Here is a 17,993-nt window from a genome sequence, read left to right as displayed (position 1 = left end):
GTCGCTGGGGTCCTTACGGGGGTGGCCGGCTGTGGCCCCGGTCACGGGCCGTGCGGGTCGTGGAAGGCCACCGGCGCGTCGAAGGCCGCCCGGCGGGTGGCCCGGCGCAGGGCCTTGAGCAGGGTGGGCCCCAGGGCGAGCGTGGCGAGGACCGTGACCAGCGCGCGCGGCAGGTCCCAGCCCAGGGAGGTCGCCAGGCAGTAGGCGACGAAGCGGCCGAGGTTGTCCGCCAGCGGGTCGCCGGGCACGAAGGAGACACCGGAGACGAGCGAGCCGATGTAGGGCCAGCCCTGGAGGTTCATGACCGTCCCGTAGCCCACGGAGGCGACGGCCCCGTACGCCGCGAGCATCGCGAGCTCCCCGCGCCCCCGCAGGCGGTCCGGGCCGGGCAGCAGGCCCGCGCCCATGCTCACCCAGCCCATGGCCAGCATCTGGAACGGCATCCACGGCCCGACCCCGCCGGTCAGCAGCGCGGACGCGAACATCGACAGGGAGCCCAGCACGAACCCGAAGCCGGGCCCCAGGACGCGGCCGGACAGCACCATCAGGAAGAACATCGGCTCGATGCCGGCCGTCCCCGCGCCGAGCGGCCGCAGCGCGGCCCCGGTCGCGGCCAGCACGCCCAGCATGGCGACGGCCTTGGCGTCCAGACCGGAGTCCGCGATCGTCGCCACGGCCACCGCCAGCAGCAGCGGCAGCAGCGCCGCGAACAGCCACGGCGCGTCCTTGGAGTGCGCCAGCCCGGACGAGGAGGCGGCGAGCAGGGGCCAGCCGAAGGCGGCGACGCCGATGGCGCTGACCAGCGCCAGGGCGGCGACGGACCGCGGTCCGAGGCGCACCGCGCGGACCTGCCGGTCCGGCCCCCTGCCGGAGAGGGAGGCGCGCCCGAGGTCCCGCGGGGAGCCGGCGACGGCACCCCCGGCTCCGGGCAGGGCCCGGACCGGGACCTCTCCCCGCTGCGACGGCGCGACCTTCGAGGTGCCTGCCGGGCGGTGCCGGAGGGGCCACCGACGGCCGGTGCCCGCGGTCGCGGCCGGCTCCGCGTCGCCGGTCACCGCGGCGGAGCCCCGCCGGGCCCGGGAGAGCGGGGAAGAACGTCGCCCGGACCTCATGACCCGCCCTCCAGGGCGTCCCGCACCTGCGGGACCGTGAGCCACGGCTGCGGCGCCAGCACCTTCGCCACCTGCGGGGCGAACGCCGGCGACGAGACCACGACCTCCGCCGTGGGGCCGTCCGCCACGACCTCGCCCTCCGCGAGGACCACGACCCGGTGGGCCAGCTCCGCCGCCAGCTCCACGTCGTGGGTGGCCAGCACGATCGCGTGGCCCTCGCCGGCCAGTCCGCGCAGGATCTCCACCAGGCGGCCCTTCGCGGCGTAGTCCAGCCCCCGCGTCGGCTCGTCCAGGAGGATCAGCGGCGGCCGGGAGGTGAGCACCACGGCGAGCGCGAGCGCCAGCCGCTGCCCCTCCGACAGGTCGCGCGGATGGGTGTCGCCGGCCACGTCCGGCAGCAGCCCGGAGACCAGCGCGCGGCAGGTGCCGGGCGCGGCCTCCGCGTCGTGGTCCGCGGCCGCGCACTCGGCGGCGACCGTGTCCGCGTACAGCAGGTCGCGGGGATCCTGCGGTACGAGGCCGACGTGCCGCAGCAGCTCGCGGGGGCCCGTGCGGTGCGGCTCGGCGCCGCCGACGCGTACCGCCCCCCGCGCCGGCTCGTGCAGCCCGACGAGCGTGCCCAGCAGCGTGGACTTGCCGGCGCCGTTGCGGCCCATGAGCGCGACCGTCTCACCGGCACGGACCGTGAGACCGACGTCGCGCAGCGCGTCGACGCGACCCCGGCGCACGCCCAGGCGCGTGACCTCGGCGGCGGAGCCGGCCGGGGCGGGCTCGGCCACCCGGGCCCTGCGCAGCAGACCGGTGCGCCGCGGCCGTGGTGCGGCCCCGGCGTGGGTGCCCGCGCCGCCGCTCTCCCCGGCCGCCGGGACCAGCGGCGCCAGCCGCTCCCGCAGCGGTGCCGCCTTGCGGCGCGCGTCCCGTACGGACAGCGGCGGCGGCGACCAGCCGGCCAGCCGGCCGAGGGCCACGACCGGTGGGTGGACGGGGGAGACCGCCATGATCTCGGCGGGGTCGCCGATCCGGGGGGCCTGGCCGGGACCGGGCAGCAGGATCACCTGGTCCGCGTACTGCACGACGCGCTCCAGCCGGTGCTCGGCGAGCAGCACCGTGGTGCCCAGGTCGTGCACCAGGCGCTGGAGCACGGCCAGCACCTCCTCGGCCGCCGCCGGGTCCAGCGCGGACGTCGGCTCGTCGAGCACCAGCACCTCGGGGTGCGTGGTCAGCACCGAGCCGATCGCGACGCGCTGCTGCTGCCCGCCGGAGAGCGTGGCGATCGGGCGGTCGCGCAGGGTCGCCAGGCCCAGCAGGTCGAGGGTCTCCTCGACGCGCCGCCGCATGGTGTGCGGCGGGACGCCGAGGGACTCCATGCCGTAGGCGAGCTCGTCCTCGACGGTGTCGGTGACGAAGTGGGCGAGCGGGTCCTGCCCGACGGTGCCGACGACGTCGGCCAGCTCGCGCGGCTTGTGCGTGCGGGTGTCGCGGCCGGCGACGGTGACGCGGCCGTGCAGGGTGCCGCCGGTGAAGTGCGGGACGAGGCCGCTGACGGTGCCGAGGAGGGTGGACTTGCCGACGCCGGACGGGCCGACGAGGAGGCAGAGCTCGCCCTCGGGGACGGTGAGGTCCACGCCTCGGAGCGAGGGGGCTTCGGCGTCGTCGTAGGTGACGGACACGTTCTCGAAGCGGATCACTTGGGCTCCTGGGGGTGGGGGATGTCGAGCGGTGCGGCACCGCCGGGCTCCCCGGTGGGGGTCGCGCGCCGCGGCGGCGGGACGGAGGGCCCCGGAGGTGGAGCGGTCGAGGCAGCGCCCCGGGCCTCACGGGACCGGGTGGTGGCGGCCGTCCCCGCCGGCGCGGCGAACGCGGGCAGCAGCCCCAGCAGCACCGCGGCCGCCGGCCACAGCGGCAGCGCCGGAGCCGTCAGCGGCACGGCCGGCGAATGGAGGGCCGTCGGGGCGTGGTCGCCCGCCCAGATCATCAGTGCCGCCACGGCCACGCCCGAGGCCGACACCAGCCACGCCCGTCCGTCCCACCGGTCCGGCCGGTAGCGCGTGCGCACCGAGCGGCGGCCGCCCAGCCACAGGCCCGCCACGGCCAGGGCCAGGCCGGCGAGCAGGAGCGGCAGGCCGTAACCCGCGCCGACATCGGCCAGCAGCCCATACGTCCCCGCGCACACGCCCAGCAGACCGCCCAGGGTCAGCGCGTTCGTCGTGAGCCGGACCGGGCGCGGGACGCGGGCGGTGCGGCCGTAGCCACGGGCGTTCATGGCCGCCGCCAACGCCACGGAACGCTCCAGTGCCCCCTCCAGTACCGGCAGCCCCACCTGGGCCAGGGCCTTCAGCCCCCGCCCGGAGCGGCCCCGCAGCCGCCGCGCCCCGCGCAGCCGCTGGACGTCCGCGACCAGGTTCGGGGCGAAGGTCATGGCGACGACGACCGCCACCCCCGCCTCGTACAGCGCGCCCGGCAGCGACTTCAGCAGCCGCGCCGGGTTGGCGAGGGCGTTCGCCGCGCCGACGCAGACCAGCAGGGCGGCCAGCTTCATCCCGTCGTACAGGGCGAAGACCAGCGCCTCCGCGGTCACCCGGCCGCCGATGCGCACCCCCCGCGCCCACGCGGGGAGCGGCACCTCCGGGAGGGTGACGACGACGTGCGTGCCGGGGATCGGCGAGCCGAGCGCGACCGCGAAGACCAGCCGGATGACGATCACGGCCAGACCGAGCCTGAGGAAGGCCCCGTACGAGCGGGCCCACGGCGCGTCCGTGCGCCGCGCCGCGACGACGTAACCGGCGACGCCGACCAGCATGCCCAGCAGCAGCGGATTGGTGGTGCGCGAGGCCGCCGTCGCGAGCCCGAGCGCCCACACCCACCACGCCCCGGCGTGCAACGCCGGCGCGCGCCCGCCGGCCGGGCCCACCCGGCTTGCCCCGCTCATCCGCACCATCCGGCTCGTACAGCTCTTCCGGTCTCGACTCTCGTGACTCTTCTCGTGACGCCGACGGGTCACCCGTGACGGCGTCGCCGGGCCTGCCACAGGCCCGCGGCACCGAGGGCGACCACGACGGCGACGCCGCCGACCAGCCCGGCCGACGGGCCACCGTCGTCCTTCTTCCCGGAGGCCGTCCCCTCCTCGGCCGCGGCGGTGCTCTTCCTCTCCCCGACCCGCTCGCCGCACCCGGTCCGCGGGTACCCCGCGATCGCGCACAGCAGCGCCGAGGAGTCGTAGCGCAGCGGCTCGGCCACCGCGGCCAGCACCTCGCCGGCACTCGCGTCCGCGGCCACCTGCGCGCAGGCGGTACGGGCCGCCGGCGGGGCGTCGCCGGAGGGGGCGTCGGCCGGGGTGCCGAAGTCGAGGACCACGGCGACGCGCTTGCGGCCCTCCTTCGCGGGGGTGCCCGCGCACACCGCGCCGAAGCCGGCGGCCGCCCGCGGCTTCGCGGCGTGCGCCGAGTCCTCGCTGACGGCGAAGCGGAAGCCCACGGCCTGGCCGTCGCCGGGCCGCAGCGTGGCGGGCCCCTGCGTGGCGTACGTCCACTCCTGCCCCGCGCCCTGCCAGAACGACCAGTAGCGGTAGCCGTCCGCGTGGGCGGGCGCCGCGCCGAGCACGGCGGTCAGCGCGGCGAGGAGAGGGGCGAGGAGCAGCGCGCGGACCGCGCGCGGACCGCGCGCCGGCCTCACAGCTTGTTCTTCTTGCGGCCGCTGAGCAGGAAGCCCACGCCCACGCTCGCGACGAAGAAGAGCCCGAAGAACCACCAGACGCCGAAGCCGCCGCCGTCGTCCTTCTTCTCCTCGTCCTTCTTCTCCGGCGAGGCGGAGGCCTTCTCCGGGGCGGGGCCGGTCTCGTTCAGCTGCTTCACCAGGTCGGTGCCGCCGAAGTCCCGGGGGTCGGCGCCGGCGGCGTGGGCGGTGAGGACGAGCTTGGCGAGGCGGCCCGGGTCGCCCTGGGCCCACTCGACGGCCTTGTTGTCCTTGGCCTGGAGCCACGTCAGCGGCTTGGCGGCGGCGTTGCGGTGGCCGCCCGTCGCGAGGGCCAGGGTGGCGTCGGCGGTGGTGCCGAAGTCGGGGCCCGCGGGGGCGCCCGGCATGGAGGACTTCAGGTGGTTGTCGCCGGCGTCGAGCTTCTTCGCCAGGTAGGCGGCCACGGCCTCGGCGCCCGCCGCCGCGTCCTTCGGCTTCGCCTTCTCGTCACCCGCGCAGTCCAGCGGCGCCACCGGCCGGTCCGCGCCCTTGGCGGCGGGCCCGGTCAGGAAGCCCTTGCCGAGCGCGGCCTGCGCGGCGGCGGCCGAGGCCAGGTCGTTGGGCAGCAGCTCGCCGTTCTGCGGCATGTAGGCGAAGGCGCCGCGCTCGTCCTCCTTCTTGTCGCAGCCGAGCTGGAAGGACAGCAGCGCGTCGTACGGGCTCTTGCCGCCCTTGACCGCGGCCTTCGCCGGGTCCTGGCCCGCGGCGACGAAGGCGCCCACGGCGATGGAGGTGGAGTTGGCGTCGGTGGCGCCGCCCGGGGTCATGCCCCAGCCGCCGTCCTCGTGCTGGTGGGTCTTGAGCCACTCCAGGCCCTTCTGCACGGCGCCGGCCCGCCCGCCGACGGCCGCCAAGGCCTGCACGGCCGCCGACGTGGCGTCGGTGAACTCCCCCGCGTTCGCGTCGCACGCCTTGCCGGTGTCGGCCCGGTAGCCGGCGAAGCCGCCGTCCGCGCACTGCTGCCCGGCCAGCCAGTCGACGGCCTTCGGGGCCGGCGAGACACCCACCGCGTCCTGCGCCAGGAAGGCCAGCGACTGCCGGAAGACGCCGTCGAACTGCGGGTCCTTCGCGCCGTACAGCCCCGACGCCGCCGGGGAGGGGGAGCCGTCGGCGAAGGCGGCGGGGGCGGCGCCCGCGCCGAGGGCGGCGGCGGTGGCCAGGGCCGCGGCGCCGCGGCGCGCGTGGACGGCGAAGGAGGGGGCCATGGAAGGGTGCCTCTCGGTGATTGCCCGGCTCGCACCGGGGACCTTCGGAGTGACGCTTTGGTGGGAGCTGAACACTTTATCCGGCCGCGCGCGGGCGGCTCCGGCCGCCATGGGCCGCGGTGCGGCCGGGGAACGGCGGCCTGTGCCCCCGTCGGGCCGGGGACCGGGTTTCCGCCGGGCCGGGGTCCTGTGCCCCGTCGGGCCGGGGTCCTGTGCCCCCGTCGGGCCGGGGATCGGTTTCCGGGGCGGGGGCGGGGCGTGGAGTCCCCTTCTGGGGGCTGCGATTTCGCGGGTCCGCCCTCTGTTCCTCCGCTTGCCCCGCACCGCCCGCGAAACCGCTCTACGCCCCCTGCCAGGGGTCTCCCCGCCCCGCCCCCTCGTGGGTGGGGCGCCTTCCCCTCTCCCCGGTCGCACTCTCCGTTGCGGGCCCGGTGGCTGGCCCACCGTCCCCTTGCACGGGTGGAGCGCCTTCCCGTCGTCCTCCGGCCCTCGTACATTGCTGATGCACCGTCAGATGCTACCGATGCGAGGGGACCCCCCGTCATGGCCGAACTCGTCGAGCACGGACAGCTCTTCATCGGCGGCAGACTCGCCGACCCGGCCGCCGGAGACGGCGGCGCGGTCATCGACGTGGTCTCGCCGCACAGCGAAGAGGTCATCGGACGCGTCCCGCACGCCTCGCGCGCCGACGTGGACCGCGCCGTGGCCGCCGCCCGGGCGGCCTTCGACTCCGGGGTGTGGGCCGGCCTGCCGCTGGCGGAGCGGCTCGCGGTCGTCACCCGGATCAAGGACGGCCTCGCCGCCCGCCACGAGGAGATCGCGAGGACCGTCTCCGCCCAGAACGGCTCCCCCTACTCCTGGAGCGTCCTCGCCCAGGCCCTCGGCGCCGTCATGGTGTGGGACTCCGCCATCGCCGTCGCCCGCGGCTTCCCCTACGAGGAGCGGCGCGCCGGAGCCCTCGGTCCGCTGCTCGTGCGGCGCGAGCCGGTCGGCGTGGTGGCGGCGGTGGTGCCCTGGAACGTGCCGCAGTTCGTGGCGGCGGCCAAGGTCGCGCCGGCGCTGCTGGCGGGCTGCTCGGTGGTGCTCAAGCCGGCGCCGGAGACGCCCCTGGACTCCTACGTCCTCGCCGAGGTCGCGGCCGCGGCGGGGCTGCCCGAGGGGGTGCTGTCGATCCTGCCCGCGGGCCGTGAGACCGGGGAGTACCTCGTCGGCCACCCCGGGGTCGACAAGGTGTCCTTCACCGGCTCCGTCGCGGCGGGCAAACGCGTCATGGAGGTCGCCGCCGGCCACCTCGCCCGCGTCACCCTGGAACTGGGCGGCAAGTCCGCCGCGATCGTCCTGCCCGACGCGGACCTGGACGCGGCCGTCGCCGGCATCGTGCCCAGCGCCTGGATGAACAACGGACAGGCCTGCGTCGCCCAGACCCGCGTCCTCGCGCCCCGCTCGCACTACGCCGAGCTCGCCGAGCGCCTCGCCGCCGCGGCCACCGCCCTGACCGTCGGCGACCCCCTCGACCCCGCCACCGAGGTCGGCCCCCTGGTGACCCGGCGCCAGCGCCAGCGGTCGCTGGACTACATCGCGCTCGGCCGGCGCGAGGGCGCCGCCCTGCTGGCGGGCGGCGGCACCCCGGCGGGCGCGGACCGCGGCTGGTACGTGGAGCCGACGCTCTTCGGCGAGGTCACCAACGCCATGCGGATCGCCCGCGAGGAGATCTTCGGCCCGGTGGTGTGCCTGCTGCCCTACGAGGACGAGGAGGAGGCCGTCGCGATCGCCGACGACTCCGACTACGGGCTCTCCGGCAGCGTCTGGACCGGCGACGTCGAGCACGGCATCGGCATCGCGCGCCGCGTGCGCACCGGCACGTACTCCGTCAACACCTTCAGCCTGGACATGCTCGCGCCCTTCGGCGGCTACAAGGACTCCGGGCTCGGCAGGGAGGGCGGCCCCGAGGGCTACGCCGAGTACCTGGAGCAGAAGACCATCCACCTGCCGGCGGGTTACGGGCGGGACGGGGCCGGCCGGTGAGCGGGGCACCGCGCTGGCGGGTGGCGGTCGACCGGGGCGTGTGCGTCGGCTCGGGGCTGTGCGCGGCCGTGGCGCCCGGGGCGTTCCGGCTCGACGCGACGCGCCGGTCGCGGCCGGTGGCAGAGGAGACGGAGGCGTCGCCGGCGGTGCTGGAGGCGGCCGAGGGCTGCCCCGTGGAGGCCGTGGCCCTCCATGTGGCCGGTACGGGGGAGGCGGTGTTCCCCCCGGAGGAGTAGGGTCGGCCCTCTGTTCGGATTCTGGTCCGTACATTACTTAACTCATGCGTTCCGCACGGGATGTTCGTGACACGCGTGACTGTCCCGGCCCTCTGCGGCGTGGAAATCTCTTCCCGTCGCCGCCAAGGGGGGTCCGATGGAGAAGCGGTACGAGGTCTACTGCCTGGCCGACAGGCACTTCTACGAGATCCCGGACCGGTTGTCGGCCCCCGCCGGAACCGGCGCCGGGACCGCCCTCTTCGAGACGGCGCGGCGGCCCGTCCCCGACGGCTGGAAGAGCACCCGCAGCGGCGACTGGCTCCAGCTCACGCCCGTCGACGCCACCGGCGCCCCGCGCCCCGGACAGCCCGCACAGGGCTGGAAGATCCACGTGTCCGCCACCGCGGAGAGCGCCGACAAGACGGCGGCCGCGGTCTGGGACTACTGCGTCCCCCGGGGCATCCCCTTCAAGTTCGTCCCCGCGCCGCACCTGTTGCACCTGCGCAACAGCAAGTACGCGGCCCGCGACGCCAGCGGGAAGTTCGTCACCGTCTACCCGGCCGACGAGGACCAGCTGCACACGGTCCTCACCGAGCTGCACGAGACGGTCGGCGGCGCTCCCGGCCCCTACGTCCTCACCGACCTGCGCTGGCACGAGGGCCCGCTCTACGTACGCTACGGCGCGTTCGCGCGCCGCTACTGCACCGACGCGCACGGCGCCCTCGTCCCCGCCGTCGAGGACCCCGACGGCACGCTCGTGCCCGACCTGCGCAACCCGGCGTTCCAGACCCCCGCGTGGGTCCGCCTCCCCGCCTTCCTCGAACCCCACCTGGCCGCCCGCAACGCCACCACCGTCGGCGAGCTGCCCTACAGCATCGAGAAGGCCCTGCACTTCTCCAACGGCGGCGGCGTCTACCGCGGCACCGACACCCGCGACGGCAGCGCCGTCGTCCTCAAGGAGGGCCGCCCCCACGCCGGCCTCGCCGCCGACGGCGCCGACGCGATCGCCCGCCTGGAGCGGGAGAGGGACGCACTGGAGAAGCTCGCGGGGCTCGGCGTCGCGCCCGGCTTCCGCGACTGGTTCGCCGTCGGCGACCACCGCTTCCTCGTCATGGACTTCGTCGAGGGCCGGCCGCTGAACTCCTTCTTCGCCGAGCGGCACCCGCTGCTCGCCCCCGACGCCGACCCCGGCGCGGTCGCCGACTACACCGCCTGGGCGCTGCGGATCCACCGCGCGGTGGAGGACGCGGTGGAGCGCGTGCACGCCAGGGGCGTGGTCTTCAACGACCTGCACATGTTCAACATCATGGTCGCCCCGGACGAACGGTCCGTGACGCTGATCGACTTCGAGGCCGCGGCACCGGCCTCCGAGAGCGGCCGGCAGGTCGTCGCCCACCCCGGCTTCGTCGCCCCGCCGGACCGCACGGGCACCGACGTGGACCGCTACGCCCTGGCCTGCCTGCGCCTCGCCCTGTTCCTGCCCGTCACCACGCTTCTCGCCGTCGACCGGTCCAAGGCCGCGCACCTCGCCGGCGTCATCGCCGAACGCTTCCCCGTGCCCCGGGAGTTCCTCGACGAGGCCGTCACCGAGATCACCCGCGACACGGGGACGAGCGGCCGCCCGGCCCGCGCCGCCGGCGGGACGGCCGCGCGCGGCACCCCTCCGGCCGGCGGCGGCGCCGCGGCCCTGCCCGAACCGGGCGACTGGCCGGCCGCCCGCGACTCCATGGTCCGCGCGATCCTCGCCTCCGCCACGCCCGACCGCGACGACCGGCTCTTCCCGGGCGACATCGCGCAGTTCTCCGACGGCGGCGGACTCGGGCTCGCCCACGGCGCCGCCGGGGTCCTCCACGCCCTCGCCGAGACCGGCGCCGAGCGCTACGAACAGGGCGAGCAGTGGCTGCTCGACCACACCCGCTCCGCGCCGCCCGGCACCCCGCTCGGCCTCTACGACGGCCTCGCCGGCGTCGCCCACGTCCTCCACGGCCTCGGCCACGTCGAGCGGGCCATGGACCTCACCGGCGCGCTGCTCGCGGAGAAGTGGCAGCGCCTGTCGTCCGGACTGCGCGGCGGCCTGGCCGGCGTGGGCCTGGCCCTCGACCACCTCGCCGAGGCCACCGGCGACCTGTCCCTGCGGGACCACGCCGTCCAGGCCGCCCAAGTGCTGGCCGACCGACTCGCCGCCGACCAGGCGGCCCCCTCCGGGCGCCGGCGCGCGGGCCTGATGCACGGCGCCACCGGCCCCGCGCTGCTCTTCCTCAGGCTCCACGAACGCTCGGGCGCACCCGCCCTCCTCGACCTGGCCGGCGCCGCCCTGCGGGCCGACCTCGCCCAGTGCGTCCGCACCCCCATCGGCTCCCTCGACGTCAACGAGGGCTGGCGCACCATGCCCTACCTCGGTGACGGCAGCGTCGGCATCGGCGCGGTGCTGGACGACTACCTCGCCCACCGCGCCGACGAGGACCTCCAGGAGGCCCGAAGCGGCATCCTCCTCGCCGCGCGGTCCGGGTTCTACGCCCAGCCCGGCCTCTTCCAGGGCCGTGCCGGGATGATCTGGCACCTCGCCCGCACCACGGCGCCGGACGCGACCGCCGGGCACCTGGCCGCCCAGATCTCGGCCCTGTCCTGGTACGCCATGCCGTACGAAGGCGAACTGGCCTTCCCCGGCCATCAGATGATGCGGCTGTCGATGGACCTCGCCACCGGAACGGCCGGCTGTCTGCTCGCGCTCGGTGCCGCCCTCGGCGGCGACCAGCCGGCCCGGCTGCCGTTCCTGCCGCCCCTCGGGGCGCCCCAGAGCCGGCTCCGCCTCGCGGCGGAGTCGTGACCAGCAAGTCCCACGTATTCCGTCCCCACGAAAGGAAAGAACCATGGCGCTTCTCGACCTGCAGAGCCTGGAGTCCGACGAGTCCTACAGCGGCGGTGGCCACGGCGGCGGCAGCAACGCGAGCCTGCTCCTGTGCTGGAGCACCGCCAGCACCGTGCTGTGTCTGTGACACGTGGTGACTCGCGGTCGCTGATACGCGCTCGCGGATGACCGCCCCGGGTGGGCCCTCCCTCAACGGAAGGGCCCACCCGTCCGTCTTCACCCCGGCTCGCCCGACCGGCCGGCCACTCGCACCCCAAGGGGGCAGCCCATGGCCGTCACGGCCCCGCACGAGGCGGGCGAGGACGCCCGCGCAGGCGACCGGATCCTGGCCGGCGCGGTCCGGCACAGCGCCGCCCGCACCCTCGTCCTCGCCCTGATCGCCACCGCCGGCACCGGCGCCGCCCTCCTGTCGCCCGCCGTCCTCGGCCACACGCTCGACCTGCTGCTCGCCCGGCGCGGCGACACCACCCGCTGGGTCCTGCTGTGCGCCGGGCTCGTGTGCGCACCCGCCGCCCTGGACGCGCTCGACGAGCTGCTCGGCGCCACCACGACCGCCCGCACCACGGCCTGGCTGCGGCACCGCGCGCTCGGCCACGTCCTCGCGGCCGGCCCGGCGGCCACCGCCGCGGTGCCCCCCGGCGACCTGGTCTCACGCGTCGTCGGCAACGCCGCCCACGCCGCCGCCGCGCCCGCCTCCCTCGCCGGCACCGTCACCGCCGTCGTGGGCCCCCTCGGCGGCGTGGTCGCCCTGGGCCTCATCGACCCCTGGCTCGTCGTCGTCTTCCTCGCCGGCGCGCCCCTTCTCGCCCTGCTGCTGCGGGCCTTCGCCCGTGCCTCCACCGACAGCCTCACCGCGTACCAGCGGCTCCAGGGCGACCTCGCCGGGCGCCTGCTCGAAGCGGTGGGGGGCGCCCGGACCATCGCCGCCGCCGGGACGGCCGGCCGCGAGCGGGCCCGCGTCCTCGCGCCGCTGCCCGGCCTCTCCCGGCACGGCCACCGCATGTGGCGGGTGCAGGGCCGCTCCACGGCCCAGGCCGTGACGCTCGTCCCGCTGCTGCAGATCGCCGTCCTGGCCGTCGCCGGACTGGAGCTGCACCGCGGCCGGCTGAGCGTCGGCGACGTGCTGGCCGCCTCCCGCTACGCCGCGCTGGCCACCGGCGTCGGCATGATCGTCGGGCACGTCAACACCCTCGTGCACAGCCGCACCGCCGCCCGGCGGCTGGCCGGCGTCCACGCCCTGCCCGCCGTCCGGCACGGCTCGCGGCGCCTGCCGCCCGGCGACGGCACCCTGCGGCTGCGCGGCGTGAGCGCACGGCGCGGCGGGCGGCAGGTGCTGAGCGACGTCGACCTGGTCGTGCCCGGCGGCACCACCCTGGCCGTCGTCGGCCGCTCGGGCACCGGCAAGTCGGTGCTCGCCGAACTCGCCGGACGGCTCGCCGACCCGGACACCGGCGAGGTCACCCTCGACGGCGTGCCCCTGCCCGACCTCGCCCACGACGAGCTGCGCCGAGAGGTCGGCTACGCCTTCGCCCGCCCCGCCCTGCTGGGCGGCACCATCGGCGGCACGATCGGCTTCGGGTCCCGCACCCCAGCCCCCCACGAGCTGACGGCGGCGGCCCGCGCCGCCTGCGCGGACGGGTTCATCCGCAAGCTCCCCGCCGGCTACGCCACGCCGTGCGCCGCCGCGCCGCTGTCGGGCGGCGAGGCCCAACGCCTGGGCCTGGCGCGGGCCTTCGCCCACGCGGGCCGGCTGCTCGTCCTCGACGACGCCACCTCCAGCCTGGACTCCGTCACCGAACACGAGGTGGCGCGGGCGCTGGTCGACGACGTCACCGCCGGCACGCGCGTGATCGTCGCCCACCGCGCGACGACGGCCGCCCGGGCCGACCGCGTCGCCTGGCTGGACGCGGGCCGCGTCAGAGCGGTCGGCACGCACGGGGAACTGTGGCGACTGCCCGCGTACCGGGCGGTGTTCGGAGAATGAGCGCACGCCGCACGCCGAGGCGTCCCCCGGTGCCGCAGGGCCCCTCGCCCGCCGGCTTCCGCCAGGGGCTGGCCTTCCTCGCGCGCCGTCGGCGCGTGCTCGCCGGCCTCGCCGCGTGGTCGGCCGTCGAGGCGGCGCAGACCTTCGCCGCCGGCTACGCGCTGGCCCGCGCGCTCGACGCCGGGTTCCTCGCCGGGCGCCCCGGCACCGGACTGGGCTGGCTCGCGGCCGCGGCCCTCGCCGTGGTCGTCGGCGCCTACGGCACGGGGCGGACCTACCGGGGCGTGGCCGCGATCGTGGAGCCGTTCCGGGACGCCCTCGTGCGGCGCGTGGTCGACCGGGCCCTGGTCGACGGGGACGCCGCCGCCGTCTCCCGGCTCACCCACCAGGTGGAGATCGCCCGCGACGCCCTCGCCGGCCTGGTGATGGTGACGCGGTCCTTCGTCTTCACCGCCGCCGGGGCCCTGGTGGGCCTGGTCGTGCTGGCGCCCGTCCTCCTCGCGGTCGTCGTGCCGCCCCTCCTGCTGGGCCTGGCGCTGTTCCTGGCGACGCTGCGGCCGCTGGCCCGCCGCCAGGAGGCGTGCCTGGCCGCCGACGAGGCCGTGGCCCAGTCGCTGGGGGAGGTCTGCGACGGCCTGCGCGACATCACCGCGGGCGGCGCGGAGCGGGGGGTGCGGGCGCAGACGGGCGCCCTCGTCGACGCCGGGCTGCGCACCTCCAACGCACTCGCCCGCTGGTCCGTCGCCCGCGTGGTGGCCCTGGCGGTCGCCGGGCGCCTGCCCGTCGTGCCGCTGCTCGCCGCCACGCCGTGGCTGCTGGACCACGGGGTGTCGGCGGGCGCGATCGTCGGCGCCCTGGCCTATCTGACGCAGTCCCTGCTGCCCGCCCTCCAGAGCCTCGTCCACGGGCTGGGCACGAGCGGCTCCCGGCTGGTCGTGGTGGTGCGCCGCCTGACGGCACCGCCGCCGCCGCGGCCCGCCCCGGCCCCGGCGGCGGACCCCGTGCCGGGGGCGCCCGCCGTGGAGCTGCGAGGGGTGACCTTCGGCTACGGCGAGCACGCCGACCCGGTCCTCCACGGGCTCGACCTGAGTCTTCCCGTGGGCTCCCGCCTCGTGGTGGTCGGGCCGAGCGGCGTGGGCAAGTCGACGCTGGCCGCCCTCGTGGCGGGCCTGCTCCGGCCGTGGTCCGGGGAGGTGCGCGTGGGGGGCGTCGACGCCGGGGCCGAGGGGGCGGCGGCCCGGCGGGTGCTGATCCCGCAGGAGGCGTACGTCCACTCCGGCACGCTCGGCGAGAACCTGCGCTACCTGCGCGAGGACGCGGGCGACGACGAGGTGGTGGCGGCCGTCCGGGCCGTCGGCGCGGACGGGCTCGTGGCCAGGCTGGGGGGCCTCGCGGCGGCCGTGGTGCCGGGGGAGTTGTCGGCGGGGGAGCGGCAACTGGTCGCGCTGGTGCGCGCGTACCTCTCCCCGGCGCCGGTGGCGCTGCTCGACGAGGCCGCCTGCCACCTCGACCCGGCGGCCGAGGCGCGCGCCGAGCGCGCCTTCGCGGCGCGGCCCGGCGGCACGGTCGTTGTCGTCGCCCACCGCGCGGACTCGGCCCGCCGCGCGGATCGCGTGCTGGTCATGGACGGTCCCCGCACCATGGTGGGTACGCACCGGGACCTGCTGGCGCGTTCGCAGCTCTACCGTGACCTGATGGGTGCTGCGGGAGGGGACGGCCGGGACTCACACCCAGCCGGCCCCGCGGGAGATGCGGATGGCGTCGACCCGGTTGCGGGCCCCGGTCTTGCGGGTGATCGCGGCCATGTAGTTGCGCACGGTCCCGTTCGACAGGTGCAGGCTCCGGGCGATCTCGCCGACGGAGGCGCCCTCGGCGGCGAGGGACAGCACGCTTAACTCCCGGCGGGTCAGCGGCATCTCGGCGGCCTGGAGGAAGCCGTAGCCCAGTGTCTCGTCGATGTAGCGCTCGCCTTTGGCCACATGCCGTATCCCCTCGACCAAGCGATCAGGTGAAGCGTTTTTGCTCAAGTATCCCAAGGCCCCCACCTCATAGGCCCGGCGCAGTGGCCCCGGCCGCCCCGCGGTCGCCAGGGCGAGCAGCGCACCGCCTTCGTCCCCCTCGCCGCACCGGGCGGCCAGGGATCTGACGCCCCCGCACTCCTCACTCGCGCCGGGGCTGTCCATGTCGATCACGCACACATCGGGGCGCAGCGCCCGGGAGGTGGCAAGGGCGCCGTGCCACGACGCCGAGGACACGTCGAGGTCCGGTTCCCTGCCGATGAGCACCGCAAGGGCCGTGCGCAGCAAATAGGTGTCGAGTATCAGAAGCACTCGGGTCACGTTCCGCCTCTCCCGCTCCGTGTAGCGAACCACCTCGGTCACGTCGATAAATTCATACCGGCGCGTGTCGCTATCCCGGGTGCAGTTACCCGCTCCCCGGGGGGCGTAAGGGCGTAGAGGCCCCGGCGGACCCGCCCCGACTGCGAGGATCGTGCGCCTACCGCGAGCGGCGGGGGCCTGGTCGGTCGGCTGAGGGGCCGATGAGACGGCATACCGTCTCAATGTCGATCTTCACTTGGGCGATAGACGCTCGTCCCGACAGCCAGGTGATCAGCGCCGAGTGCCAGGTGTGCTCGATGACGCGGACGACGGACAGCTGGGCGGGGGTGGGCGGGCCGGTGAGGCCCATCGCGTCCAGGATGATCGTCGTGGTCAGCCGGGAGACCGTGTCCACCTCGGCGCTCACCGAGCGGTCGGCGAAGGTGAGGGCGCGCACCATGGCGTCGGCCAGGTGCGGTTCGCGCTGCATCGCGCGGAAGGCGCGCATCAGGGTCTGCGCGACGCGGGCCGCGGGGTCCTCCTCGGTGGGCGGACGCTCGCGCAGGGTCTCGTGCAGGTGCTCCAGCTGGTCCCGCATCGTGGCCACCAGCAGATGGACCTTGGAGGGGAAGTAGCGGTAGAGCGTGCCGAGCGCGACGCTCGACAGCTCGGCCACCTCCCGCATCTGCACCGCGTCGAAGCCGCCCCGGCTCGCCAGCCGGGTGGTCGCCTGGAGGATCCGGCGGCGCCGGGCCTCCTGACGCTCGGTCAGGGGGGCGGGGGCCGCCGTGGCCGCCGCCGGGGCGGTCGTCGGGGACGCGCCGGCCGGCTGGGGGGGTGGCGTAGTCATGTGTCCCATTCCGTGGCAATCCATCCAGCGGTGTCTGTGCGGCCCGGACGGCACAGCATGGCAGGGGTCGGGCCGTGGCGCGAATCACCCGGTCCGCATCTTTCGGCGCCCTGACATCCCGGTAGATTCAAGGCCCTGACGACCCAGTCTGAAACTTGTTCTAGATTAGCGCGACCCGTTACGCTCCGGCGGAACAGCCAGCGAGAAGGAGGCCGGAGTGACCGCTGAGGCCACGGAGGCATCGCTCACTCGGGCCCACGGCCTCCCGACCGGTGACGGCGACGACGGCGACAGCCCGCTGCGCATCGCGCTGCTCACGTACAAGGGCAACCCCTTCTGCGGCGGCCAGGGCGTGTACGTGCGCCACCTCTCCCGCGAGCTTGCCCGCCTCGGCCACTCCGTCGAGGTCATCGGCGCCCAGCCCTACCCCGTGCTCGACGCCCAGGACGACGGCGCGCCGGGCCGGCTCGCCCTCACCGAGCTGCCCAGCCTCGACCTCTACCGCCAGCCCGACCCCTTCCGCACCCCCGGCCGCGACGAGTACCGCGACTGGATCGACGCGCTGGAGGTCGGCACGATGTGGAGCGGCGGCTTCCCCGAGCCGCTCACGTTCTCGCTGCGCGCCCGCCGCCACCTCGCCGCCCGGCGGGGCGAGTTCGACGTTATCCACGACAACCAGACCCTCGGCTACGGCCTCCTCGGCGGCCCCGCCGCCCTCGGCGCCCCGCTGGTCACCACGATCCACCACCCCATCACCGTCGACCGGCGGCTGGAGCTGGACGCCGCCCAGGACTGGAAGCGCCGCGCCTCCGTGCGCCGCTGGTACGGCTTCACGCGCATGCAGAAGCGCGTCGCCCGGCGCCTGCCGTCCGTGCTCACCGTCTCCGGTTCCTCCCGGCAGGAGATCGTCGACCACCTCGGGGTGCGGCGCGACCGCGTCCACGTCGTCCACATCGGCGCCGACACCGCGCTGTTCTCGCCCGACCCGTCCGTCCCCGAGGTCCCCGGCCGGATCGTCACCACCTCCAGCGCCGACGTCCCCCTCAAGGGCCTGGTCCACCTCGTGGAGGCGCTCGCCAAGGTCCGCGCCGGCGATCCCGCCGCCCACCTCGTCGTCGTCGGCAAGCGCGCCGAGGACGGACCGGTCGCCTCCGCGATCAGACGGCACGGCCTCGAAGGCGCCGTCGAGTTCGTCAAGGGCATCACCGACGCCGAACTGGTCGACCTGGTGCGCTCGGCGCAGGTCGCCTGCGTGCCCTCGCTCTACGAGGGCTTCTCCCTGCCCGCCGCGGAGGCCATGGCCACGGGCACGCCGCTGGTGGCGACCACCGGCGGCGCCATCCCCGAGGTCGCCGGCCCCGACGGCGAGACCTGCCTGGCCGTGCCGCCCGGCGACGCCGACGCCCTGGCCGGCGCGCTGGCGCGGCTGCTGGGCGACGCGGACCTGCGCCGCCGCCTCGGGGCCGCGGGCCGGGACCGGGTCCTCGCCAGGTTCACCTGGCGGCAGGCCGCCATCGGCACGGCCGAGCACTACCGCCGGGCCGTCGCCCGCGCGAGAGCCGTACGGGCGACGGGCGGGCGCGGCCCGTGGTCCGCGTGAGCCCCGGCCGGACCGCACCGCCCCCTCGGACCTCCCCCCGCCCCGGACCGCGCCGTGCGCGGTGTCCGCGACCCGACCTGACC

The 17,993-nt window shown here is 76.3% G+C and carries 13 protein-coding genes and 1 pseudogene; 7 read left to right on the top strand and 7 right to left on the bottom strand.

Annotated elements, in window-relative coordinates:
- Positions 1-41: 41 nt before the first annotated feature.
- The 5 genes from CYQ11_RS08880 to CYQ11_RS08860 form a co-directional block, all read right to left on the bottom strand.
- The gene (locus CYQ11_RS08880; protein WP_240003543.1) at positions 42-839 is read right to left on the bottom strand and encodes an ECF transporter S component; all 798 of its coding nucleotides are present in this window, start codon (positions 837-839) and stop codon (positions 42-44) included.
- A gap of 269 nt (positions 840-1,108) precedes the next feature.
- Positions 1,109-2,800, bottom strand: a complete 1,692-nt coding sequence (locus CYQ11_RS08875) for an ABC transporter ATP-binding protein (RefSeq protein ID WP_099200717.1) — start codon at positions 2,798-2,800, stop codon at positions 1,109-1,111.
- Positions 2,797-4,041, bottom strand: coding sequence for an energy-coupling factor transporter transmembrane component T (locus CYQ11_RS08870; protein WP_107489258.1), 1,245 nt, complete (start codon positions 4,039-4,041; stop codon positions 2,797-2,799). Before CYQ11_RS08870 ends, CYQ11_RS08875 begins: the two co-directional genes overlap by 4 nt.
- A 68-nt stretch (positions 4,042-4,109) precedes the next feature.
- Entirely contained in the window at positions 4,110-4,784 is a 675-nt protein-coding gene (locus CYQ11_RS08865) for an SCO2322 family protein (protein ID WP_240003521.1), read from the bottom strand.
- A complete protein-coding gene (locus tag CYQ11_RS08860; protein ID WP_099200718.1) occupies positions 4,781-6,049 on the bottom strand; it encodes an SCO2321 family membrane protein in 1,269 nt (422 codons plus the stop codon). Before CYQ11_RS08860 ends, CYQ11_RS08865 begins: the two co-directional genes overlap by 4 nt.
- Before the next feature lie 543 nt (positions 6,050-6,592).
- On the opposite strand from CYQ11_RS08860, the gene CYQ11_RS08855 reads away from it, so the two are divergent.
- The 6 genes from CYQ11_RS08855 to CYQ11_RS30770 all read left to right on the top strand — a co-directional run bounded on the left by CYQ11_RS08855 (position 6,593) and on the right by CYQ11_RS30770 (position 15,037).
- Complete coding sequence (locus CYQ11_RS08855; RefSeq protein ID WP_099200719.1) at positions 6,593-8,074, top strand: aldehyde dehydrogenase; 1,482 nt, start codon at positions 6,593-6,595, stop codon at positions 8,072-8,074.
- Entirely contained in the window at positions 8,071-8,310 is a 240-nt protein-coding gene (locus CYQ11_RS08850) for a ferredoxin (protein WP_099200720.1), read from the top strand. The genes CYQ11_RS08855 and CYQ11_RS08850 overlap by 4 nt, the downstream gene beginning before the upstream one ends.
- A gap of 136 nt (positions 8,311-8,446) precedes the next feature.
- On the top strand, positions 8,447-11,116 hold the full coding sequence (lanKC, locus tag CYQ11_RS08845) for a class III lanthionine synthetase LanKC (RefSeq protein WP_099200721.1): 2,670 nt from the start codon (positions 8,447-8,449) through the stop codon (positions 11,114-11,116).
- A 43-nt stretch (positions 11,117-11,159) separates the two neighbouring features.
- Positions 11,160-11,285, top strand: a complete 126-nt coding sequence (locus CYQ11_RS08840) for a SapB/AmfS family lanthipeptide (RefSeq protein WP_099200722.1) — start codon at positions 11,160-11,162, stop codon at positions 11,283-11,285.
- Between the two features lie 141 nt (positions 11,286-11,426).
- Positions 11,427-13,142 (top strand): ATP-binding cassette domain-containing protein, encoded by a 1,716-nt coding sequence (locus CYQ11_RS08835; protein ID WP_099200723.1) that lies wholly within the window; start codon positions 11,427-11,429, stop codon positions 13,140-13,142.
- The gene (locus CYQ11_RS30770; RefSeq protein WP_338105649.1) at positions 13,139-15,037 is read left to right on the top strand and encodes an ATP-binding cassette domain-containing protein; all 1,899 of its coding nucleotides are present in this window, start codon (positions 13,139-13,141) and stop codon (positions 15,035-15,037) included. The genes CYQ11_RS08835 and CYQ11_RS30770 overlap by 4 nt, the downstream gene beginning before the upstream one ends.
- Here the strand turns inward: CYQ11_RS30770 and CYQ11_RS30765 are convergent.
- Positions 14,951-15,325 (bottom strand): annotated as a pseudogene (locus tag CYQ11_RS30765) (LuxR C-terminal-related transcriptional regulator); the annotation flags it as partial. The gene CYQ11_RS30770 and the pseudogene CYQ11_RS30765 overlap by 87 nt on opposite strands.
- A 313-nt stretch (positions 15,326-15,638) precedes the next feature.
- The gene (locus CYQ11_RS08820; protein ID WP_146104657.1) at positions 15,639-16,310 is read right to left on the bottom strand and encodes a TetR family transcriptional regulator; all 672 of its coding nucleotides are present in this window, start codon (positions 16,308-16,310) and stop codon (positions 15,639-15,641) included.
- Positions 16,311-16,527: 217 nt separating this feature from the next.
- On the opposite strand from CYQ11_RS08820, the gene CYQ11_RS08815 reads away from it, so the two are divergent.
- The gene (locus tag CYQ11_RS08815; protein WP_099200724.1) at positions 16,528-17,910 is read left to right on the top strand and encodes a glycosyltransferase family 4 protein; all 1,383 of its coding nucleotides are present in this window, start codon (positions 16,528-16,530) and stop codon (positions 17,908-17,910) included.
- The last annotated feature ends 83 nt before the right edge of the window (positions 17,911-17,993 follow it).

This window comes from Streptomyces cinnamoneus (genome assembly GCF_002939475.1).
GTDB lineage: Bacteria > Actinomycetota > Actinomycetes > Streptomycetales > Streptomycetaceae > Streptomyces > Streptomyces cinnamoneus_A.
Note: the sequence above shows the minus strand (reverse complement) of the source record. Positions and strands in the feature narration are given on the sequence as shown.